Genomic DNA, 16,550 nt, shown 5'->3' with positions numbered 1-16,550 from the left:
CTCACTCTTTAAAGCAAACGAACACACGTGCTAAAATAAAGAGAACGATGGGAAATAAAGGTGATGAATCTATGTCGCTTCGTTTTATTATTGGAAGATCAGGAACTGGAAAAACGGCAAAATGTTTAGATGAAATCCGTGAAAAATTAAAGGGGGAGCCTTTTGGTTCACCAATCATTTATATTGTACCGGAGCAAATGACATTTCAGTCGGAGTATTCACTTATTCGCACGCCAGGACTTGAAGGAATGATCCGCGCTCAAGTGTTCAGCTTTACAAGGCTTGCGTGGCGCGTATTGCAGGAGACAGGGGGCATGAGCCGCTACCATTTAAATCAGACGGGTGTGCGTATGCTTTTGCGGAAAATTGTTGATAAACACAAGGGAGAACTCGTATTGTTTGGGAGTGCGGCCGAAAAAAACGGATTCATTGAACAGTTAGAAGAAATGCTGATTGAATGCAAACGTTATTGTGTTACACCAGAACAGCTTCAACAAACGGAAGCACAATTACGCCATCGCGCGAGTGCGGCAGAGAAGGTGTTGGCTGATAAACTAAAAGATTTGCAGCTTATTTATAAAGAATTTGAATATGAACTGATCCAACAATATGTTGATTCGGAAGATTATTTGCGGCTTCTTGCGGAAAAAATTCCGCATTCAACCTATATTAAGGATGCAGAAATTTACCTCGATGGGTTTCACCATTTTACACCGCAAGAATATATGGTGATTGAGCAGCTGTTGTGTTTTGCCAAGAGAGTGACGGTGGCTCTAACGGTGGACGAGCCTTATAATGAGCATGTGCCTCACGACCTTCATTTATTCCGCATGACAGGAAAAACTTATCATGATCTTCGAAATATGGCACTTTTAAATAATGTGCCGCTCGAGGGCGTGGAGATGCTGCAAGAAAATGTGCGCCATCGTCATCAAGCGTTTCGCCATTTAGAGGCGTATTACGATGTGCGTCCAGCTGTTCCTTTTACCGAACGTGTTGATTCTATTCAATTATGCCAAGCAGCGAACCGCCGGACGGAAGTAGAAGGAATTGCGCGGGAGATTATCCGGCTTGTGCGCGATGAGGGATACCGTTATCGTGATGTGGCTCTGTTAATTCGCAATTCTGATGATTATCGAGACATCGTCAAAACGGTGTTTGCTGACTATAGTATTCCATATTTTATTGATGAGAAAGAATCAATGGGCAACCATCCGTTTATCGAGTTTGTTCGCGCAAGCCTTGATGTCATCAATAGTAATTGGCGATATGAGGCTGTTTTCCGCGCAGTGAAAACTGATTTCTTTTTTCCGCTTGATGGTGATGTTCAAATAATGCGCGAGGAAATGGATCAACTTGAAAACTATGTGCTCGCACAAGGAATTTATGGGGCCAAATGGACCGAGAGATGGACATACCAGCGTTACCGTGGTCTTGAAGATATAGGTACACCACAAACAGATGAAGAAAGGGAATACGAGGAAAAGCTCAACAGGTGGCGAGAAATGGTGGCAGCACCGCTTTTGGGGCTGCAAAAGCGGCTGAAAAAAGCCAAGACGGGAAGAGACATGTGCGAGGCACTTTACTTATATTTTGAACAATTGCACGTGCCTAAAAAACTCGAGAAGCTTCGTGATGAGGCGGAAGAAAAGGGACAATTACTCATGGCCCGCCATCATGAGCAAGTATGGAATGCTGTAATTGATTTACTAGACCAATATGTTGAAATACTAGGAGACGAGGCGCTGCCGCTTACATTGTTTGCAAAAATTATTGAAACAGGTCTGGATAGCCTGCAATTTTCGCTAGTGCCGCCGGCGATTGATCAAGTGCTTATCGCCCACTTCGATCGCTCTCGCCTATCAGATATTAAATGTGTATTTATCGTTGGTGCTAACGACGGGATTATCCCAGCGAAAAAGAATGACGGCGGCATGTTATCCGAAAAAGATCGCGAGCTACTTTATCATTTTTCGGTACGCGTTGCGCCGACAAGCAAAGAGCAGCTGCTTGATGAGCCGTTTGCCATATATTTGGCGCTTGTAAGCCCAGCAGAGCGGCTATATATTACATACCCGCTCGCTGACGGAGAAGGAAAATCGCTATTGCCATCCATATTACTGAAGAGAATAAAAGAGCTGTTTCCGGCTATACAAGAAAAACAATGGGGAGGCGAACCGCTTCATTCCTCGCTGCACGACCAGCTCGCTTTTATTGCGAATCATGCGGCAACGCTTGGGGCTCTTGCGGTTCAACTGCAAGCGTGGAAACGGCAATATCCTATTGAGCCGGTTTGGTGGGATGTATACAACATCTACACGGAGAATGATGAATGGAAAGAGCGGGCGAGAAAAGTTCTTAGTGCGCTTTTCTATGAAAATCGAACAAAAAAACTTGAAAAGGAGATTAGTAAGAAGCTGTATGGACGCAAACTGCAAGCGAGCGTGTCGCGCATCGAGCAGTTCAATCGCTGTCCGTTTGCCCATTTTGCTTCATATGGCCTCCGTTTAAAGGAACGCAATGTTTTTCGGCTTCAGGCGCCTGATGTTGGCCAGTTGTTTCATTATGCGTTAAAAATGATTACCGAGCGTGTTCGTGCGGAGCAGTTGGATTGGGCTCGGCTTTCAAAACAGCAATGTGAGAAGCTGTCATATGATGCGGTCGAGCAAATCGCACCGTACATACAACAAGAGATTTTGCTGAGCTCGCACCGTTATCACTATGTGAAGCGGAAGCTGCACCATATTATGGCACGAACGACAACCGTATTGAGCGAGCAAGCGAAAATGAGCGGATTTGCTCCCTTAGAAGTAGAATTACAATTTGGCGGTAATGGCCCGCTTCCGCCGCTAAAATTCCAGCTTGCTGATGGCACGATCCTTGAATTAATCGGACGGATTGACCGCATCGACCAAGCCAAAAGTTCAAAAGGCGTTTTATTGCGCATTATCGACTATAAATCAAGCAATAAAAAACTAGATTTTACGGAAATCTATTACGGATTAACGCTGCAAATGCTTGCCTATTTAGATATCGTCATCGAATACGCTGAACAGCTGGTCGGAACGAAGGCATTGCCGGCGGGGGTGTTATATTTCCATATTCATAATCCAATTATTAAAAGTAAAAATGCGTTGTTAGAAGAAGCAGATGCGGAGCGGAAAATTTTCGAAAGCTTTAAAATGAACGGCTGGCTTCTTAATGATTACGAAGCTATCAAATTAATGGATCAAACACTCGATGCCGGGAAAGGCTCTGCGATTGTTCCTGTCAAAATCAATAAAGACGGCTCGATTGCGAAAAATTCTGGGGTTTTATCGGAACGAGATTTTGAGCGGTTGCGTCAACATGTTCGCGCAGTGTTTCAACAAGTTGGAACACAAATCGTTCAAGGAATCACTGATATTGCACCATATAAAAGGAAAAATGAAACGGCTTGTCAATATTGCGAATTTAAAGCGTTTTGTCAGCTTGACGATTCACTTCAACAAGACCGTTACCGAGTGTTAAAAAATAAACATATTGAGCAATTGGATGAAAACGGAGGGGAAGAATGATGAAAAAAGTTCTCCCGCCCAAACCTCAAGGGGAACTTTGGACGGATGAGCAGTGGAGCGCGATCGCGGTAGATGGAGCGCATACGCTCGTGGCAGCGGCCGCCGGTTCCGGAAAAACGACAGTCCTTGTCGAGCGAATCATTCAAAAAATACTTAACGAGCAACATCCCGTTGATATCGACCAGCTGCTTGTTGTGACGTTCACGAATGCGGCCGCGGCGGAAATGCGGCACCGAATCGGTGAGCGAATTGAAAAAGCAATCGCCGAAAAGCCGCATTCGCTTCATTTGCGTCGGCAGATGAGCTTATTGCCAAAGGCATCGATTTCAACCATCCACTCGTTTTGTTTAGATGTCATTCGCAAGTATTATTATTTAATTGATCTGGATCCAGTATTCCGGATTGCTGATGAAACAGAAATCGAGTTGCTGAAAGAAGAAGTCATTGAGGAACTGTTTGAAGAGCAGTATGGAAAAGAAGAAAATGAAATGTTTTTGAGCGTCGTGGATCGCTATACAAGCGATCGGACAGATATCGGCTTGCAGACAGTCGTTTTGCGTTTGTACGAATTTTCCCGCTCTCATCCGTATCCTGCCGAGTGGCTTAATAAACTTGTAGCGATGTATGAGATCGCCGACGATACAGCTATAGACGAGCTTCCGTTTGCATGCTATTTGTTCAAATATATCGATTTTCAACTGCAAGCAGCCAAACACATGATACAGCGGGCGCTCGACTTGACACAGCATCCGAACGGCCCTAGTTATCTCCGTGAAACGCTTGAAAGCGATATGATGAAAATAGAAGAGTTGGAGAAAGCAAGAAACGATTCGTGGCAAGGGCTTTACGATGCGCTTCAGTCGCTTGCGTGGGTGACCGCAAAAAGAAAGCCAAAGCATGAGGAATGCGACGAGGAACTCATTGAAGAAGTAAAAAATTTGCGGGAAAAGGCTAAAGAGCGAATCAAAGGTCTCAAAGAAGAATTGTTTGCGTTTAAGCCAGAAACGTGGCTTCGCCATTTACGAGAGATGAAGCCGGTAGTTGAAACGATTGTAAATCTTGTTCTCGAGCTGTCCGATCGTTTGCAAAAAAAGAAGGCGGAGAAAGGAATTGTCGATTTTGCTGATTTAGAACATTATTGCCTGCAAATTTTGCTCCATCCTTCATCGACGATTGATCAGCCGCTTCCCTCTGATGCTGCGCTTGATTACCGTTCACAATTTGTCGAAGTGTTGATCGATGAGTATCAGGATGTGAATATGGTGCAGGAAACGATTTTACGGCTTGTCATCGACGATGATGAGGCGGTAGGCAATTTATTTATGGTAGGCGACGTGAAACAATCGATTTATCGGTTCCGTCTGGCTGAACCGTTTCTCTTTTTAGGGAAATACCAGCGTTTTTCAGCTAATGGAGAAAATAGCGGAATGCGCATTGATTTAGCACAAAATTTCCGGAGCCGTCCTGAAATTTTAGACGGTACGAATTTTATTTTTAGACAAATTATGGGGGAAGCCGTCGGAGAGATTCAATATGACGATAAGGCGGAACTGAAGTTTGGAGCGACTTACTATCCGGAAAAGGTACAACCTGTTGAATGTATTTTTATTGATAAAGCTGACAGCACGGCGGCAAGTGAAGTGGAAGCGACAGAGGAAGAAATGGAGCAGCAGGAACTAGAAAACGCCCAGCTCGAGGCGCGATGGATGGCGCAAAAAATCAGACAGCTGATCGATGAACCATTTTACGTATATGATCGCCAATTAAAAGCACAGCGGCGCATTATGTACCGCGATATCGTCATTTTGCTGCGCTCTATGCCATGGGCACCGCAAATTATGGAGGAGTTTCGCAAACAAGGGATTCCCGTTTATGCAGAACTTTCTTCTGGGTACTTTGCGGCTACAGAAGTTTCGATTATGCTCTCGGTGCTTAAGGTGATCGATAATCCATTTCAAGACATTCCATTTGCTTCTGTACTTCGTTCTCCAATTGTCGGTCTCAACGAAAATGAGCTCTCTCTTTTACGGCTTGAAAAGCCAAAAGGAACGTTTTATGAAGCGTTTTTGGCGTTTTTACAGAAACAGCCGTCGTCCGACACGGAGCAATTGTTGCATGATAAGGCAGCCGCATTTGCGGAAAAGTTGCAGGCATGGCGTACAGCGGCACGACAAAGCTCGTTGGCGCAATTAATTTGGCAAATATACCGCGACACGCACTTTTACGATTTTGTCGGCGGACTGCCGGGCGGCAAACAGCGCCAAGCGAATTTGCATGCGCTGTATGAAAAGGCGCGTCAATTTGAAAATACATCGTTCCGCGGCATTTTCCGCTTCTTGCGCTTCATCGAACGGATGCAAGAGAGAGATGATGATTTTGGAGCAGCGCGTTCTCTCAGCGAGCAAGAGGATGTCGTTCGGCTGATGACGATTCATAAAAGTAAGGGGCTCGAATTTCCTGTTGTCTTCGTAGCAGGGCTAGCCAAAAGCTTCAATACGCAAGATTTGCGACAAAATTATTTAATGGATAAAGAGCTCGGTTTTGCTGCTCATTTTGTTCATCCACGCTTACGTGTCAGCTATCCGACGCTTGCGCAGCTTGCTGTTAAGAGAAAGCTTGAACTAGAGCTGCTAGCGGAAGAAATGCGGGTTTTATACGTGGCTTTAACGCGCGCCAAAGAAAAATTGTATTTAGTTGGAACGGTTAAAAAGCTAGAAAACGAGAAAAAGAAGTGGCAATCTGCGTGTGCTCATTGCGACTGGCTGTTGCCTGATTACGTACGCGCCTCCGCGCGGTGCTATTTAGACTGGATTGGCTATTCGCTTGTTCGCCATGCAGATAATTCGACTTTACGAAACGGCGCTGCTATAGAAAGTGAAATTTCCGCTCACCCGGCGAAATGGGCTGTTCACGTTGTTCCTGCTTCAGAAATCAGCAGGCGTCAAGACGAATTCGAACAAGTAGCGGAACAAATGAATGAACAGTTACGCATGATGGAACGCGTTTCGATTCAAAGCGGCTTGTATGACGAAGTGGCACGCCGAATGAGTTGGAAATATCCGTATGAACTTTCCACTATTTCACGCGCAAAGCAAACGGTGTCCGAACTAAAGCGGCAGCGGGAAACATTCGGTGCTCATGCTGATCAAGCGTTTTTGCGCCCGCTCCGTACACAAATCATTGAACGGCCTCGCTTTATACAAACGAAGAGGTTAAGTGCTGCCGAAAAAGGAACAGTGATGCATCTTGTGATGCAGCATGTTGATTTAACCGAGGATGTGACAGAAGAGAGGCTTCGAGAGCAAATCAGCAAAATGGTTCGCGGTGAATGGTTGACGGAGGAGCAGGCTAGGGAAGTCGATATTGCTAGTATTGTGTCGTTTTTCCAAACCGACATCGGCGAGCGTTTGCGTAAAGCAGCGCGTGTAGAACGAGAGGTACCGTTCAGCTTGGCGCTTTCCTCGCATGAAACATATGCGCAATGGAGCGGTGAAGAAGAAGTCATTCTCGTTCAAGGTGTATTCGATTGCGTATTTGAGGATGAGCAAGGATTCGTCTTGATTGATTTTAAAACAGACCATGTGAGTTGGATGAATGATGTACAGGCGGTTATGAATGAGCGCTATCGAGTACAGATGGAGCTATATCGCCGTGCTATCGAGCAAATTTGGAAAAAGCGTGTTGATGAATGTTATATCTATGTTTTTGATTGTGCGCAATTGTTTCCGATGTAGGAGGGAGAAATTTGCGAATTTTGCACACAGCTGATTGGCATTTAGGGAAAACGCTAGAAGGGCGAAGCCGGCTGCGCGAACAGGAGCAATTTATCGATGAAATGGTAGCGATCGTAGAGGAAGAGAACATTGACGTAGTGTTGATGGCGGGGGATGCTTTTGATTCTGTCAATCCGCCAGCCGCGGCAGAACAATTGTTTTATGAGGGCATAGCTAGACTGTCAAATGACGGGCAGCGGCCAGTTGTTGTCATTGCTGGAAACCACGATCATCCTGACCGCTTGGCTGCTGCATCCATGCTGGCTGTTCGCCATTCGATTACATTGCTCGGTTTTCCAACAAACCAAGTTCAAGAGATTTATGTTCCGTCGTGCGAAGAAACGCTGATGCTCGGCGCACTTCCGTATCCATCCGAATCGAGGCTTTTGCAGTTGCTTGCATCTGAAAACGATGAAAAGCAGTTGCGGAAAGGCTATGACGAAAAAGTAGGCGAAATTTTTGCGGCGATGAATGCAAGTTTTCGCCATGATACGGTCAACATTGCGATGAGCCATTTATATGTGGCTGGGGGAGCGACATCGGATTCAGAGCGGCCGATTGAAGTCGGCGGAGCATATACCGTTTCTGCCGAGCGTTTTCCATCGCGCGCCCAATATGTGGCTCTTGGGCATTTGCACCGCCCGCAAAATGTCAAGCGGGCGAGCATGCCTGCACGCTACTCTGGCTCACCGCTAGCCTACAGTTTTTCTGAAGCAGGCTACACTAAATCGGTCACGATTATCGATGTTCATCCTGGAAAAGAGGCCAATGCCTTAGAAATTCCACTATCAAGCGGCAGGCCTCTTGTCAGGTGGAAGGCAACAGAGGGGATTGCGCAAGTATATCGTTGGCTCGAGGAAGGCAAGGATCGCAACGCTTGGATTGATTTAGAAATAACTGTGGAGCATTCATTGACCCTCGAGGAAATCCATCGTTTGCGGAAGCTGTATGACGGATTCATATATATTCGACCGAAATTTTTGACTAAAGAAGAGGTAGTGCAGGAAATGCGCGAACATGTTCCCATTGAAATACTGTTTCAACGCTTTTATGAGAAGCAAACAGGAGGGGCGAAACCGACGGATGAACTGGTTCGGCTGTTTCTAGAGTTGCTTGTTGATGAAGATGGGGACGGTGATGAACAATGAAGCCGATTCGTTTAACAATTGCGGGATTACATAGCTTTCGAGAAAAGCAGACGATTGAGTTTGAGAAGTTGTGCGATGGCGGTCTTTTTGGCATTTTTGGACCGACGGGAAGCGGCAAATCATCTATTTTAGATGCAATGACGCTAGCGCTTTATGGAAATGTAGAGCGGGCCGCGAACAATACGCACGGAATTATGAATCATGCCGAAAAGGAATTGGCTGTTTCGTTTACGTTTGAACTGGTAAATGCTAACGGGAGAAAACGATATACGGTTGAGCGAAGTTTTAAACGAAGCGACGAACTTCGTGTAAAAACAGCAATAAGCCGTCTTATTGAGGATGGAGAGGAACGGGTTGTGTTGGCTGACAAGACAAGAGATGTCGATGAGCAAATAAAGCGTCTTCTCGGATTGGAAATGAAAGATTTCACCCGGGCCGTCGTGTTGCCACAAGGGAAATTTGCCGAATTTTTATCGTTAAAAGGAGTAGAACGGCGGCAGATGCTGCAGCGGCTTTTTAACCTTGAGCAGTACGGCGATTGTTTAAATAAAAAATTAAAAGCGAAGCTGGCAAAAACAACGGCAAGATTAGAAGCGATCCGCGCTGAGCAGGCGGGACTCGGGGATGCATCTAAAGAAACGCTTGATGAACACAAGCGGCAATTAGCGATGCTTGAATCGGAACTCAAACAGCAAAAGCTGCGATTTTCGCAAATAAGCGAGCGCTACGAACGGTACAAACAGCTTTGGCAGTGGAAAAAAGAAAAAGAATATGTCAAGCAGCAATTAGAACTGTGCCGTCAAGAAGAAGAAGTGGTTGCTCAGCTTGAACGCAAACAAAAAAAAGCAGAGGAGGCGGAACGGTTATTTCCATACCTCCAACAATACGAGCAAGCCAAACAAGAAGCGGAAAAATGGGCGAATGGCATCGGACAAATCGAACAACAATTTCAGATGGTTCGCCAACAATACGAAGCGGCAACTGAGGAGTATCGTTTGATTCGGGAACGAAAAAATGAGGAAGAGCCGAAACGATTGCAAAAAAAGGAACAGCTAATTCAGGCGCGGCAGCTGCTTGAGCGAATCGAGCAAATTAAACAAGAACTAACTGACATTGCTAGGCAAATAGATCATGCCATAACGGAAGAGGAACGGGCGAAACGATCGTTTCAACAGCTCTCCGACCTTTACGAGCGGGCATTAGAAAAACAGAAAAGATTGAAGGAAGAATGGCAGCAAAAGCAGGTCAACCTACAAACGAAAGAGCGGATTTATCGAGCGTACGAGGAAAAGAGGGACATTCAAACCCTTGAGCAGGCTTTGCAAGAGATAAAGGAACAGTGGCAGGCAAAACAAGCAAAGCTCGATGAAATCTCTCGAATAGAGAAAGTATATGAAGAGCAAGAGGAGCTTATTAAGACAAAATGGGCGAAACACTTTCAACAGCTGCAATGGTTGTATCACTATGTATGCGAACAGCAAGGAAAGCTGGAAAAAACGATAGTGAAAATCAAGGAAAAACAAAAAGTCGCCGAGCAAGAGCGCATGCGCCACGCGGCGTTGGCGCTAGCGGCAGAGTTAAAGGATGGGATTCCTTGTCCTGTCTGCGGCTCACTGCATCATCCCGATCCGTTAAAGTCGGCCGATAGTGATACGAGCGAGCCATCGGCTGAATGGGCCGATTGGCTTGAACAAGCTCAAATGCTTGTTCAGCCGTTTCAGTCTCTTAAAATTCAACTAGAGCAATTAGCGGAAGCGATGATGCAAGAGGATGATGAATCGCTCCCAACGTTAGAGAATGTAGAAAAATTAAAAAAAGAAGTAGAAAGAGAACTTCCAAGTTCCATTCATGAGCAGCTGCACTATTTTTCCGCGGAAGCCAAAGCGCTGCATCAGGATTATTTGCAATACCGCGAGGAAACGAACAGTATCATTCAAAAACGAAGAAAGATAGAAAAAGAGAAACAAGATCTTTTCCAGCAAAGAACCGTGCTGCAGCAAGAAATCGACGAATGGATGAGCAAGTATCACGAGCGAGCTCAAGCAATGGAAGAGCGAATGAAAGCATGGCTCGATGCACACGATGATTTGCCGTTTGAGGCGATCGAACAATTGATGAAACAATTGCGTGAAAATGAAAGAGAATCGCAATTATTGCAAGAAAGAATTGAGAAAAGCGTCCGTTTTCTCGAGGAAAAAGCGTTCGAACGAGAAAAGGCCAAAGAAGAGTGGCAGCAGCTTGAAAGAAAGCGAACAGAATATTCGGCGTTGCTCCAAATGAAACAACAACAACATAAAGAATATGAACAAGCACTTCCATTTGCAATTCAATCAGTGGAACTTGAGCGATTGCTAGCAGAAACCGAGGAAAAGCTACGGCAGCTACAACAGGAGGAAGAAGCAGCATATAAAAAGTGGAATGACATGCAGAAACAATATCAGATGCTAGAAGCGAAGAAGCAAGCAGCACAATTGGCTCTTTCTGAAAGCCACAAGCGATTTGAACAAATGAGTACTCAATGGGTTGAACAGCTGCAAAAGAGTGCTTTTGCAACCGGTGACGAAGTTCGAGCGGCCCTGTTGAATGAGAAAGAAAAAACAATAATTGCCAATCAGGTGGCCCAATATCGTGAAAAGCGGCTCAAATGGCAAAATGAATGGGAACGCATCACTAAGATGATGAACGGAGAGGACATAGCGGAAGAACAGTGGCTAGAAATTGAACGATTGCGGCAAGAAGAAGAAGAGAAGACGACCGAATTAATTAAACAGGTAGCTTCTATGCGGACAAAATTAGAAGAGCTTATTGACAAACACGCACGTTTTCAAGAGTTAGAGCAACAACGCGTAGAAGCGGAACGGTTAGCGAATCAATATCGGGAATTGCAAAACGTATTGCGCGGCAACGGTTTTGTCGAATTTATCGCCGAAGAGCAGTTAATTCGTGTTACACGCGACGCATCACAACGGCTTGGGACATTGACACGGCAAAGATATGCGATAGAAGTCGATTCCGAAGGAGGATTTATTATTCGTGATGACGCCAATGGCGGTGTTCGTCGTCCGGTGACGACACTGTCAGGGGGAGAAACATTTTTGACTTCTTTATCGCTGGCATTGGCTTTATCGGCACAAATTCAGTTGCGTGGCGAGTATCCGCTACAGTTTTTCTTTTTGGATGAAGGATTTGGCACTCTTGATGGTGAATTGCTTGATGTTGTTATTTCTGCGTTGGAACGGCTGCAATCTAACAACATGGCGATCGGAGTGATCAGCCACGTGCAAGAGCTGCGCGCCCGCTTGCCAAAGCGGCTGATTGTAGAGCCAGCGGAACCGTCGGGGCGAGGAACGCGCGTGATGCTAGAGGTTATGTAGCAACAAGGGAAAAGAGCAAGAAAGTTGATGATCCAAAAATATTGCGTACAACATTGATGGGGAATTCACGCAAGAATACATGAAATTTTTCAGCTATATCCCTGCAGGTAAATCCGTATGTCAACGTACAGGGAAGGCACGCCATCCGCATGTCTGACCGGTAAGGTGTCTTGCTGCTCTAGGAGAAGAGAGCAGCGTCAAGTCATTTTAACGTATCCCCGAGAAATCTCCCACCTCTAAGCGAAGTGTAGGTGGGAGAGGTTCATCAACACGATTAGGTTGAGAGAATGGCCCTCTCAACCTTTAGTTATTTCCAGCTATATTGCCGTCGAACAAGTCAGGATCAAAAGAGTTGGTCAAACTAACGCCGTTGTTTGTAATAACGAAATCTCCCGTATTAAATCCGCCTGATCCTGCTTCTGTTTTCGTCGCCACTTTTGGCGCGATGTATAGCGAGTCGCCCACTTGAAACACAGCACCGCTGCTGACGTTTGTAATTTTAATTGGACCGACAACTGCAGGCATATTTACTCCTCCTTTGTTATGCGCGCCGCCGTTTGCGGAACGGAAGGAGGGGGAGAAGAAGGCTGATCCGCTAGCTGGCGTATATGTTTAATTCTTGTTTCACCGTTCACGGTGGAGGTCGAGCCGATGTGAACGACTGCTGCAGTCGAGGCGGCAATCAAGTAAACGGAGCGGACGGATAGAACGGGGGATTCATGAAGCCGATAAATGTTATCGGGAGCAGAGATATCTAGCTTAGGAATTGGTTTTGTGAAAACAGGAAATAATTCTTCTCCTTCACTTCCGAAAAAAAGTTCATGTTGTCTCTGTACCGCTAATACTTTCGAGCGAGCGTTAATCTCTTTTGAATCTCCAATTTGGAAAACAGAACTAAGAAGGAATGTTTTGCTGTTGATATACTGCACTATTGATAATCGTTTCATCCTAGGAAACAACCTTTCATGTTGGATTCTATGAACCTTTTGGAGTAAGCGGAACGAATGGACCGATAATCAAAGATTCTGGCGGGGTGTCAAAGGCAGAAGCTAAGTTAATAATATCAGCGTCTCCAATTAAGAAGATTGATGAACTGGTAACAGCGGTTAGATAAATATCCCCAACGTGCATCTCGCGGTTGATGACGGTATAATTCATGATGTTCCTCCTTGCTTCGGTAAGTGTTTAATAAAACTCTCCAATGATCGATCAATATCTTCTTTTACTTTTGTAAATATCTCGTTTTCTACATGTTCTGAAGTTTGCGCGTCTGGAATATATCCGCTATTTGTTTTTTGCTGCAAATAAAAACGAATTCGTTCATCAATTTGGCGTTGAATATCTTGAAGAATGAACTGACGGTACGGTTCATCTAGCTCGTAAGAATATTTCTGCTCGAGTTCTTGCAAAAGCTCTTTACATTCATTTGCTAAATAATTGTTAATTTTTGTTTGAATATTGCGAAATAAAATCGGTTCAGGTTTAGGAACGATTGTTTGTTGAGGGCTAACGGCAAAATCTTCGATCGTTCCTGCTCCGCCGTTAGGAGTCAGCCCGATATTTAACGTCCCTTCAAGTGTTTCCACTTTTAATTGATCAAACTTATATTCAATTCTTTCGATCGTCATTTGCGGCCGCTGTTTTATTTCTTGCAATTCTCTTTCAAGAACTGCAACCCGCCTTTCAAGCTGTTGGATTTTATTTGTTTGCCATAATAAATACTGCTGCAACTTAATAAAGTAATCTTGTAGAAATGAAATGCTCATACGGCTCCTCATCCTCTCAAAGGTCCCTTCTCTTATCAAGTATATGGTCTATGAATGGTTGTCATCACTTTTTTCAGAGTCTTTTTCGCGAGTTGAGGAATGGAGAGGAACCAATGGAGTAATCGGTTCACTTGAAGGTCCAGAAATGACCGCTTCAGGGGCCGGCTGCGTAAATCCGCCAGTATTGCTCAAAGTCGAAAGCGCCTGAATGCGTCCAGCACTGCCGATTTGTAAAACGGACGAGTTGGTGACAGAACCGATTTTAAATTGGTAAATACATATACTTTGATTAATGTAGAAATTCATTGTTCCCCCCCTTTATGCATTACCAACGATATTTTCATCCACGACATCTGCATCATTCGTGTTCGTATTGCTATAGTAGTTATATACGTGCAAGCCGTTGCCTGTATTAAAAGAGCCCGCACCGGCAAACGTTTTAGCGATGCTGTATGGCGAGATCGCAAACACATCCCCGATATGAAAAACCCCGCTGCTTCCGATACTATTTAGCTTAACGACTCCAACGAATGCCGGCATAGTCATACACCTTTCTTTTATGATTACTTATATCTTATGGGCATGTGCTGAAAAGTGTGATTCCGCTAGTTGTTAGCAACATTGTTTCCATCCGCAACATCTGAATCTGACGTATTAGTGAAGCTAACAAACGAGTTCGTCTGCATAAAGTCTCCGTTATTGCTTCCGCCCGATCCATTGTAAGATTTCCCCGTACTTTTTGGAGCGATTTGTAAGACGTCACCGAAATTGACTGTCCCATCGCCGCTGACATGTGTAATTTTGATTGGCCCTCCGATGAAGGATGGCATATGCTCACGCCCTTTCTTATTTGTATTAATGCATTGTATGAAATAAAAAAGAAAGTGTTGAACGGTGGCGGGTGTCCATATCGATTTATTTCGAGTTTCATAAAATAATAAATAAAAAGCGAAGAGGATGATCAGCATGCCAGCCGTTATTATGGGTGGGATAAAAGTCACGAGCGTTTCTGGAAACGGCACCGTTAATATGGGTGATGTACTGCAAATTACGCCGAAAAGTACAACGAAAGCCTACAGTGGAGCAGGCGGTGGCAATACAGGCGATTTTTTGCAGACGAACACGGTTTTTAGTGTAACGAACACTTTTGATTCAAGTTTAAAAGATAATGTTAACGCAGGTAATAATTAGAGGCGTTACGAAATTGTAACGCTTTTTCCTAAAAAATGTGTTATAATTTTATTGAATTTTCTGATATATAACAAGGGGGATGAGGAGTATGAATGTGCCGTTGGTATTGACGCATTTTTTGGATCGCGCTGTGTCGCTGTACGGCGAGAAGACAGGGGTCATTTGTGATGGAAAGCAGCTTACATACAGTGAATTGAGTAGGAGAGTGAACCAGCTTTCACACGGATTGAGAGAGCTGGGGATACAAAAAGGCGATCGCGTCGCATACTTGGCTCCCAACACACTCGAAATGTTGGAAGGTTTTTACGGTGTGTTTCAGCTTGGAGCGATCATGGTTCCGTTAAACATTCGCTTAAAACCTGAGGATTATTTGTTTATTTTGAATCATAGTGAAAGCAAAGTGTTGTTTGTAGACCAAGAGTTATACCATCTAATTGCACCAATTAAGGACAAGCTGGAGACAGTGAAAACAATCATCGTTCATTATAAAGATAACGAAACAAATGAAATCGCTTACGATGAATGGTTAGGACAATTTTCAGCGGATTCGTTCGAGCGTCCATACATCGACGAGGATGATGTGTGCAGCCTCCTTTACACGAGCGGAACGACGGGAAAACCGAAGGGCGTGATGTTGACGCATCGAAACAACTATCTCCATGCGCTCGTCACAATGCATCATTTGCGAGTTTCGGATCGCGACAACTATTTACATGTCTTACCGATGTTTCATGTCAATGGATGGGGAGCGCCGTTCTATTATACAGCAAACGGGGCCACGCACATTTGTTTAAGAAAAGCAGCGCCAGAGCTTATTTTCAATTACATTCAACAATATAATGTTAATGTTATGCATATGGCGCCGACAGTGCTCAATTCGTTGCTGCAATATTACGAGCAGCATAAGCCAATAGTTGATCATCCTATGCGCGTCGTTATTGCTGGATCCGCGCCGCCGCCGGCGTTTGTAACACGCGTTGAAAAAGAATTAGGATGGGAATTTATCCAAGTATACGGTATGACGGAATCATCACCGCTCAGCACGGTATCGACCATTCGTTCTCACTTGTGCGATTTGCCGCTTCATGAGCAACATCGAATGAAAGCGAAAGCGGGGCATGCGATGATCGGCTGCGAAGTAAAAGTAGTGAATGAGCACGGCGAAGAAGTGCCACGCGATGGAAAAACAATTGGGGAAGTTGTGGTCAGAAGCAATGGTGTGATGAAAGGATATTGGAAAAACGAAGAGGCTACGATGGAAACGATTCGGAACGGCTGGCTTTATACGGGGGACATGGCGACGGTCGATCAGTACGGAAACATTGATATTGTCGACCGCAAAAAAGATATTATCATCAGCGGAGGAGAAAATATTTCTTCCATCGAGGTTGAAGGGGTTTTATATGAGCATCCGGCCGTGCTTGAGGCGGCTGTCATTGCAGTGCCTCATGAAAAGTGGGGCGAAACGCCGCATGCGTTTGTTGTAAAAAGGTCGGGGCTCGAAGTGACGGAGCAAGAATTAATCGATTTTTCAAGAGAGAAGTTAGCGCATTTTAAGGCAATTACTGGCGTAACGTTTGTAGAAGAGTTGCCAAAGACCGCGTCAGGAAAAATTCAAAAAGTACATTTGCGCAACGAGTATTGGGCCTCGGTTGGAAAGTCAGGAAAATACGTGAACTAATCAAAAAAGGTCATTTGTCGATTAGACAGATGACCTTTTTTGTTATTTGTTATATAATTC

The 16,550-nt window shown here is 44.7% G+C and carries 13 protein-coding genes; 6 read left to right on the top strand and 7 right to left on the bottom strand.

From position 1 onward, the window contains the following. Window positions 1-71 precede the first annotated feature (71 nt). The 4 genes from addB to N667_RS0107425 are packed head-to-tail and all read left to right on the top strand — an operon-like array spanning window position 72 to window position 11,852. The gene (gene addB / locus N667_RS0107440) at window positions 72-3,557 is read left to right on the top strand and encodes a helicase-exonuclease AddAB subunit AddB (protein WP_027408998.1); all 3,486 of its coding nucleotides are present in this window, start codon (window positions 72-74) and stop codon (window positions 3,555-3,557) included. Further along, entirely contained in the window at window positions 3,557-7,291 is a 3,735-nt protein-coding gene (addA, locus tag N667_RS0107435) for a helicase-exonuclease AddAB subunit AddA (protein WP_027408997.1), read from the top strand. Before addB ends, addA begins: the two co-directional genes overlap by 1 nt. Window positions 7,292-7,302: 11 nt before the next feature. After that, window positions 7,303-8,478: an exonuclease SbcCD subunit D gene (locus N667_RS0107430; protein ID WP_027408996.1), complete on the top strand. Its 1,176-nt coding sequence runs from the start codon at window positions 7,303-7,305 to the stop codon at window positions 8,476-8,478. After that, window positions 8,475-11,852, top strand: coding sequence for an AAA family ATPase (locus tag N667_RS0107425; protein ID WP_027408995.1), 3,378 nt, complete (start codon window positions 8,475-8,477; stop codon window positions 11,850-11,852). Before N667_RS0107430 ends, N667_RS0107425 begins: the two co-directional genes overlap by 4 nt. 303 nt (window positions 11,853-12,155) lie before the next feature. Here N667_RS0107425 and N667_RS0107420 read toward each other — a convergent pair whose 3' ends face one another. The 7 genes from N667_RS0107420 to N667_RS0107390 form a co-directional block, all read right to left on the bottom strand. Continuing rightward, window positions 12,156-12,377 (bottom strand): spore germination protein, encoded by a 222-nt coding sequence (locus N667_RS0107420; protein WP_027408994.1) that lies wholly within the window; start codon window positions 12,375-12,377, stop codon window positions 12,156-12,158. 2 nt (window positions 12,378-12,379) lie between these two features. Then, a complete protein-coding gene (locus N667_RS0107415; protein WP_027408993.1) occupies window positions 12,380-12,799 on the bottom strand; it encodes a spore germination protein GerPE in 420 nt (139 codons plus the stop codon). Window positions 12,800-12,827: 28 nt separating this feature from the next. Beyond that, window positions 12,828-13,010: a hypothetical protein gene (locus N667_RS0107410; RefSeq protein ID WP_027408992.1), complete on the bottom strand. Its 183-nt coding sequence runs from the start codon at window positions 13,008-13,010 to the stop codon at window positions 12,828-12,830. After that, on the bottom strand, window positions 13,007-13,618 hold the full coding sequence (locus N667_RS0107405) for a spore germination protein GerPC (protein WP_027408991.1): 612 nt from the start codon (window positions 13,616-13,618) through the stop codon (window positions 13,007-13,009). The genes N667_RS0107410 and N667_RS0107405 overlap by 4 nt, the downstream gene beginning before the upstream one ends. A 48-nt stretch (window positions 13,619-13,666) precedes the next feature. Next, window positions 13,667-13,924, bottom strand: a complete 258-nt coding sequence (locus tag N667_RS0107400; RefSeq protein ID WP_027408990.1) for a spore germination protein GerPB — start codon at window positions 13,922-13,924, stop codon at window positions 13,667-13,669. A 12-nt stretch (window positions 13,925-13,936) separates the two neighbouring features. Continuing rightward, entirely contained in the window at window positions 13,937-14,158 is a 222-nt protein-coding gene (locus N667_RS0107395; protein ID WP_027408989.1) for a spore germination protein, read from the bottom strand. 65 nt (window positions 14,159-14,223) lie between these two features. Beyond that, window positions 14,224-14,448, bottom strand: a complete 225-nt coding sequence (locus tag N667_RS0107390) for a spore germination protein (RefSeq protein WP_027408988.1) — start codon at window positions 14,446-14,448, stop codon at window positions 14,224-14,226. 136 nt (window positions 14,449-14,584) lie between these two features. Here N667_RS0107390 and N667_RS0107385 point away from each other — a divergent pair, with 136 nt between their 5' ends. Then, entirely contained in the window at window positions 14,585-14,809 is a 225-nt protein-coding gene (locus tag N667_RS0107385) for a spore germination protein (protein WP_027408987.1), read from the top strand. An 88-nt stretch (window positions 14,810-14,897) separates the two neighbouring features. Further along, complete coding sequence (locus tag N667_RS0107380) at window positions 14,898-16,490, top strand: long-chain-fatty-acid--CoA ligase (RefSeq protein WP_027408986.1); 1,593 nt, start codon at window positions 14,898-14,900, stop codon at window positions 16,488-16,490. Window positions 16,491-16,550: the final 60 nt, after the last annotated feature.

The sequence above is a fragment of the Anoxybacillus tepidamans PS2 genome (genome assembly GCF_000620165.1).
Classification (GTDB): Bacteria; Bacillota; Bacilli; order Bacillales; family Anoxybacillaceae; genus Anoxybacteroides; species Anoxybacteroides tepidamans_A.
The sequence above is the reverse complement of the archived record's forward strand: the minus strand, read 5'-3'. Positions and strand labels throughout refer to the sequence as shown.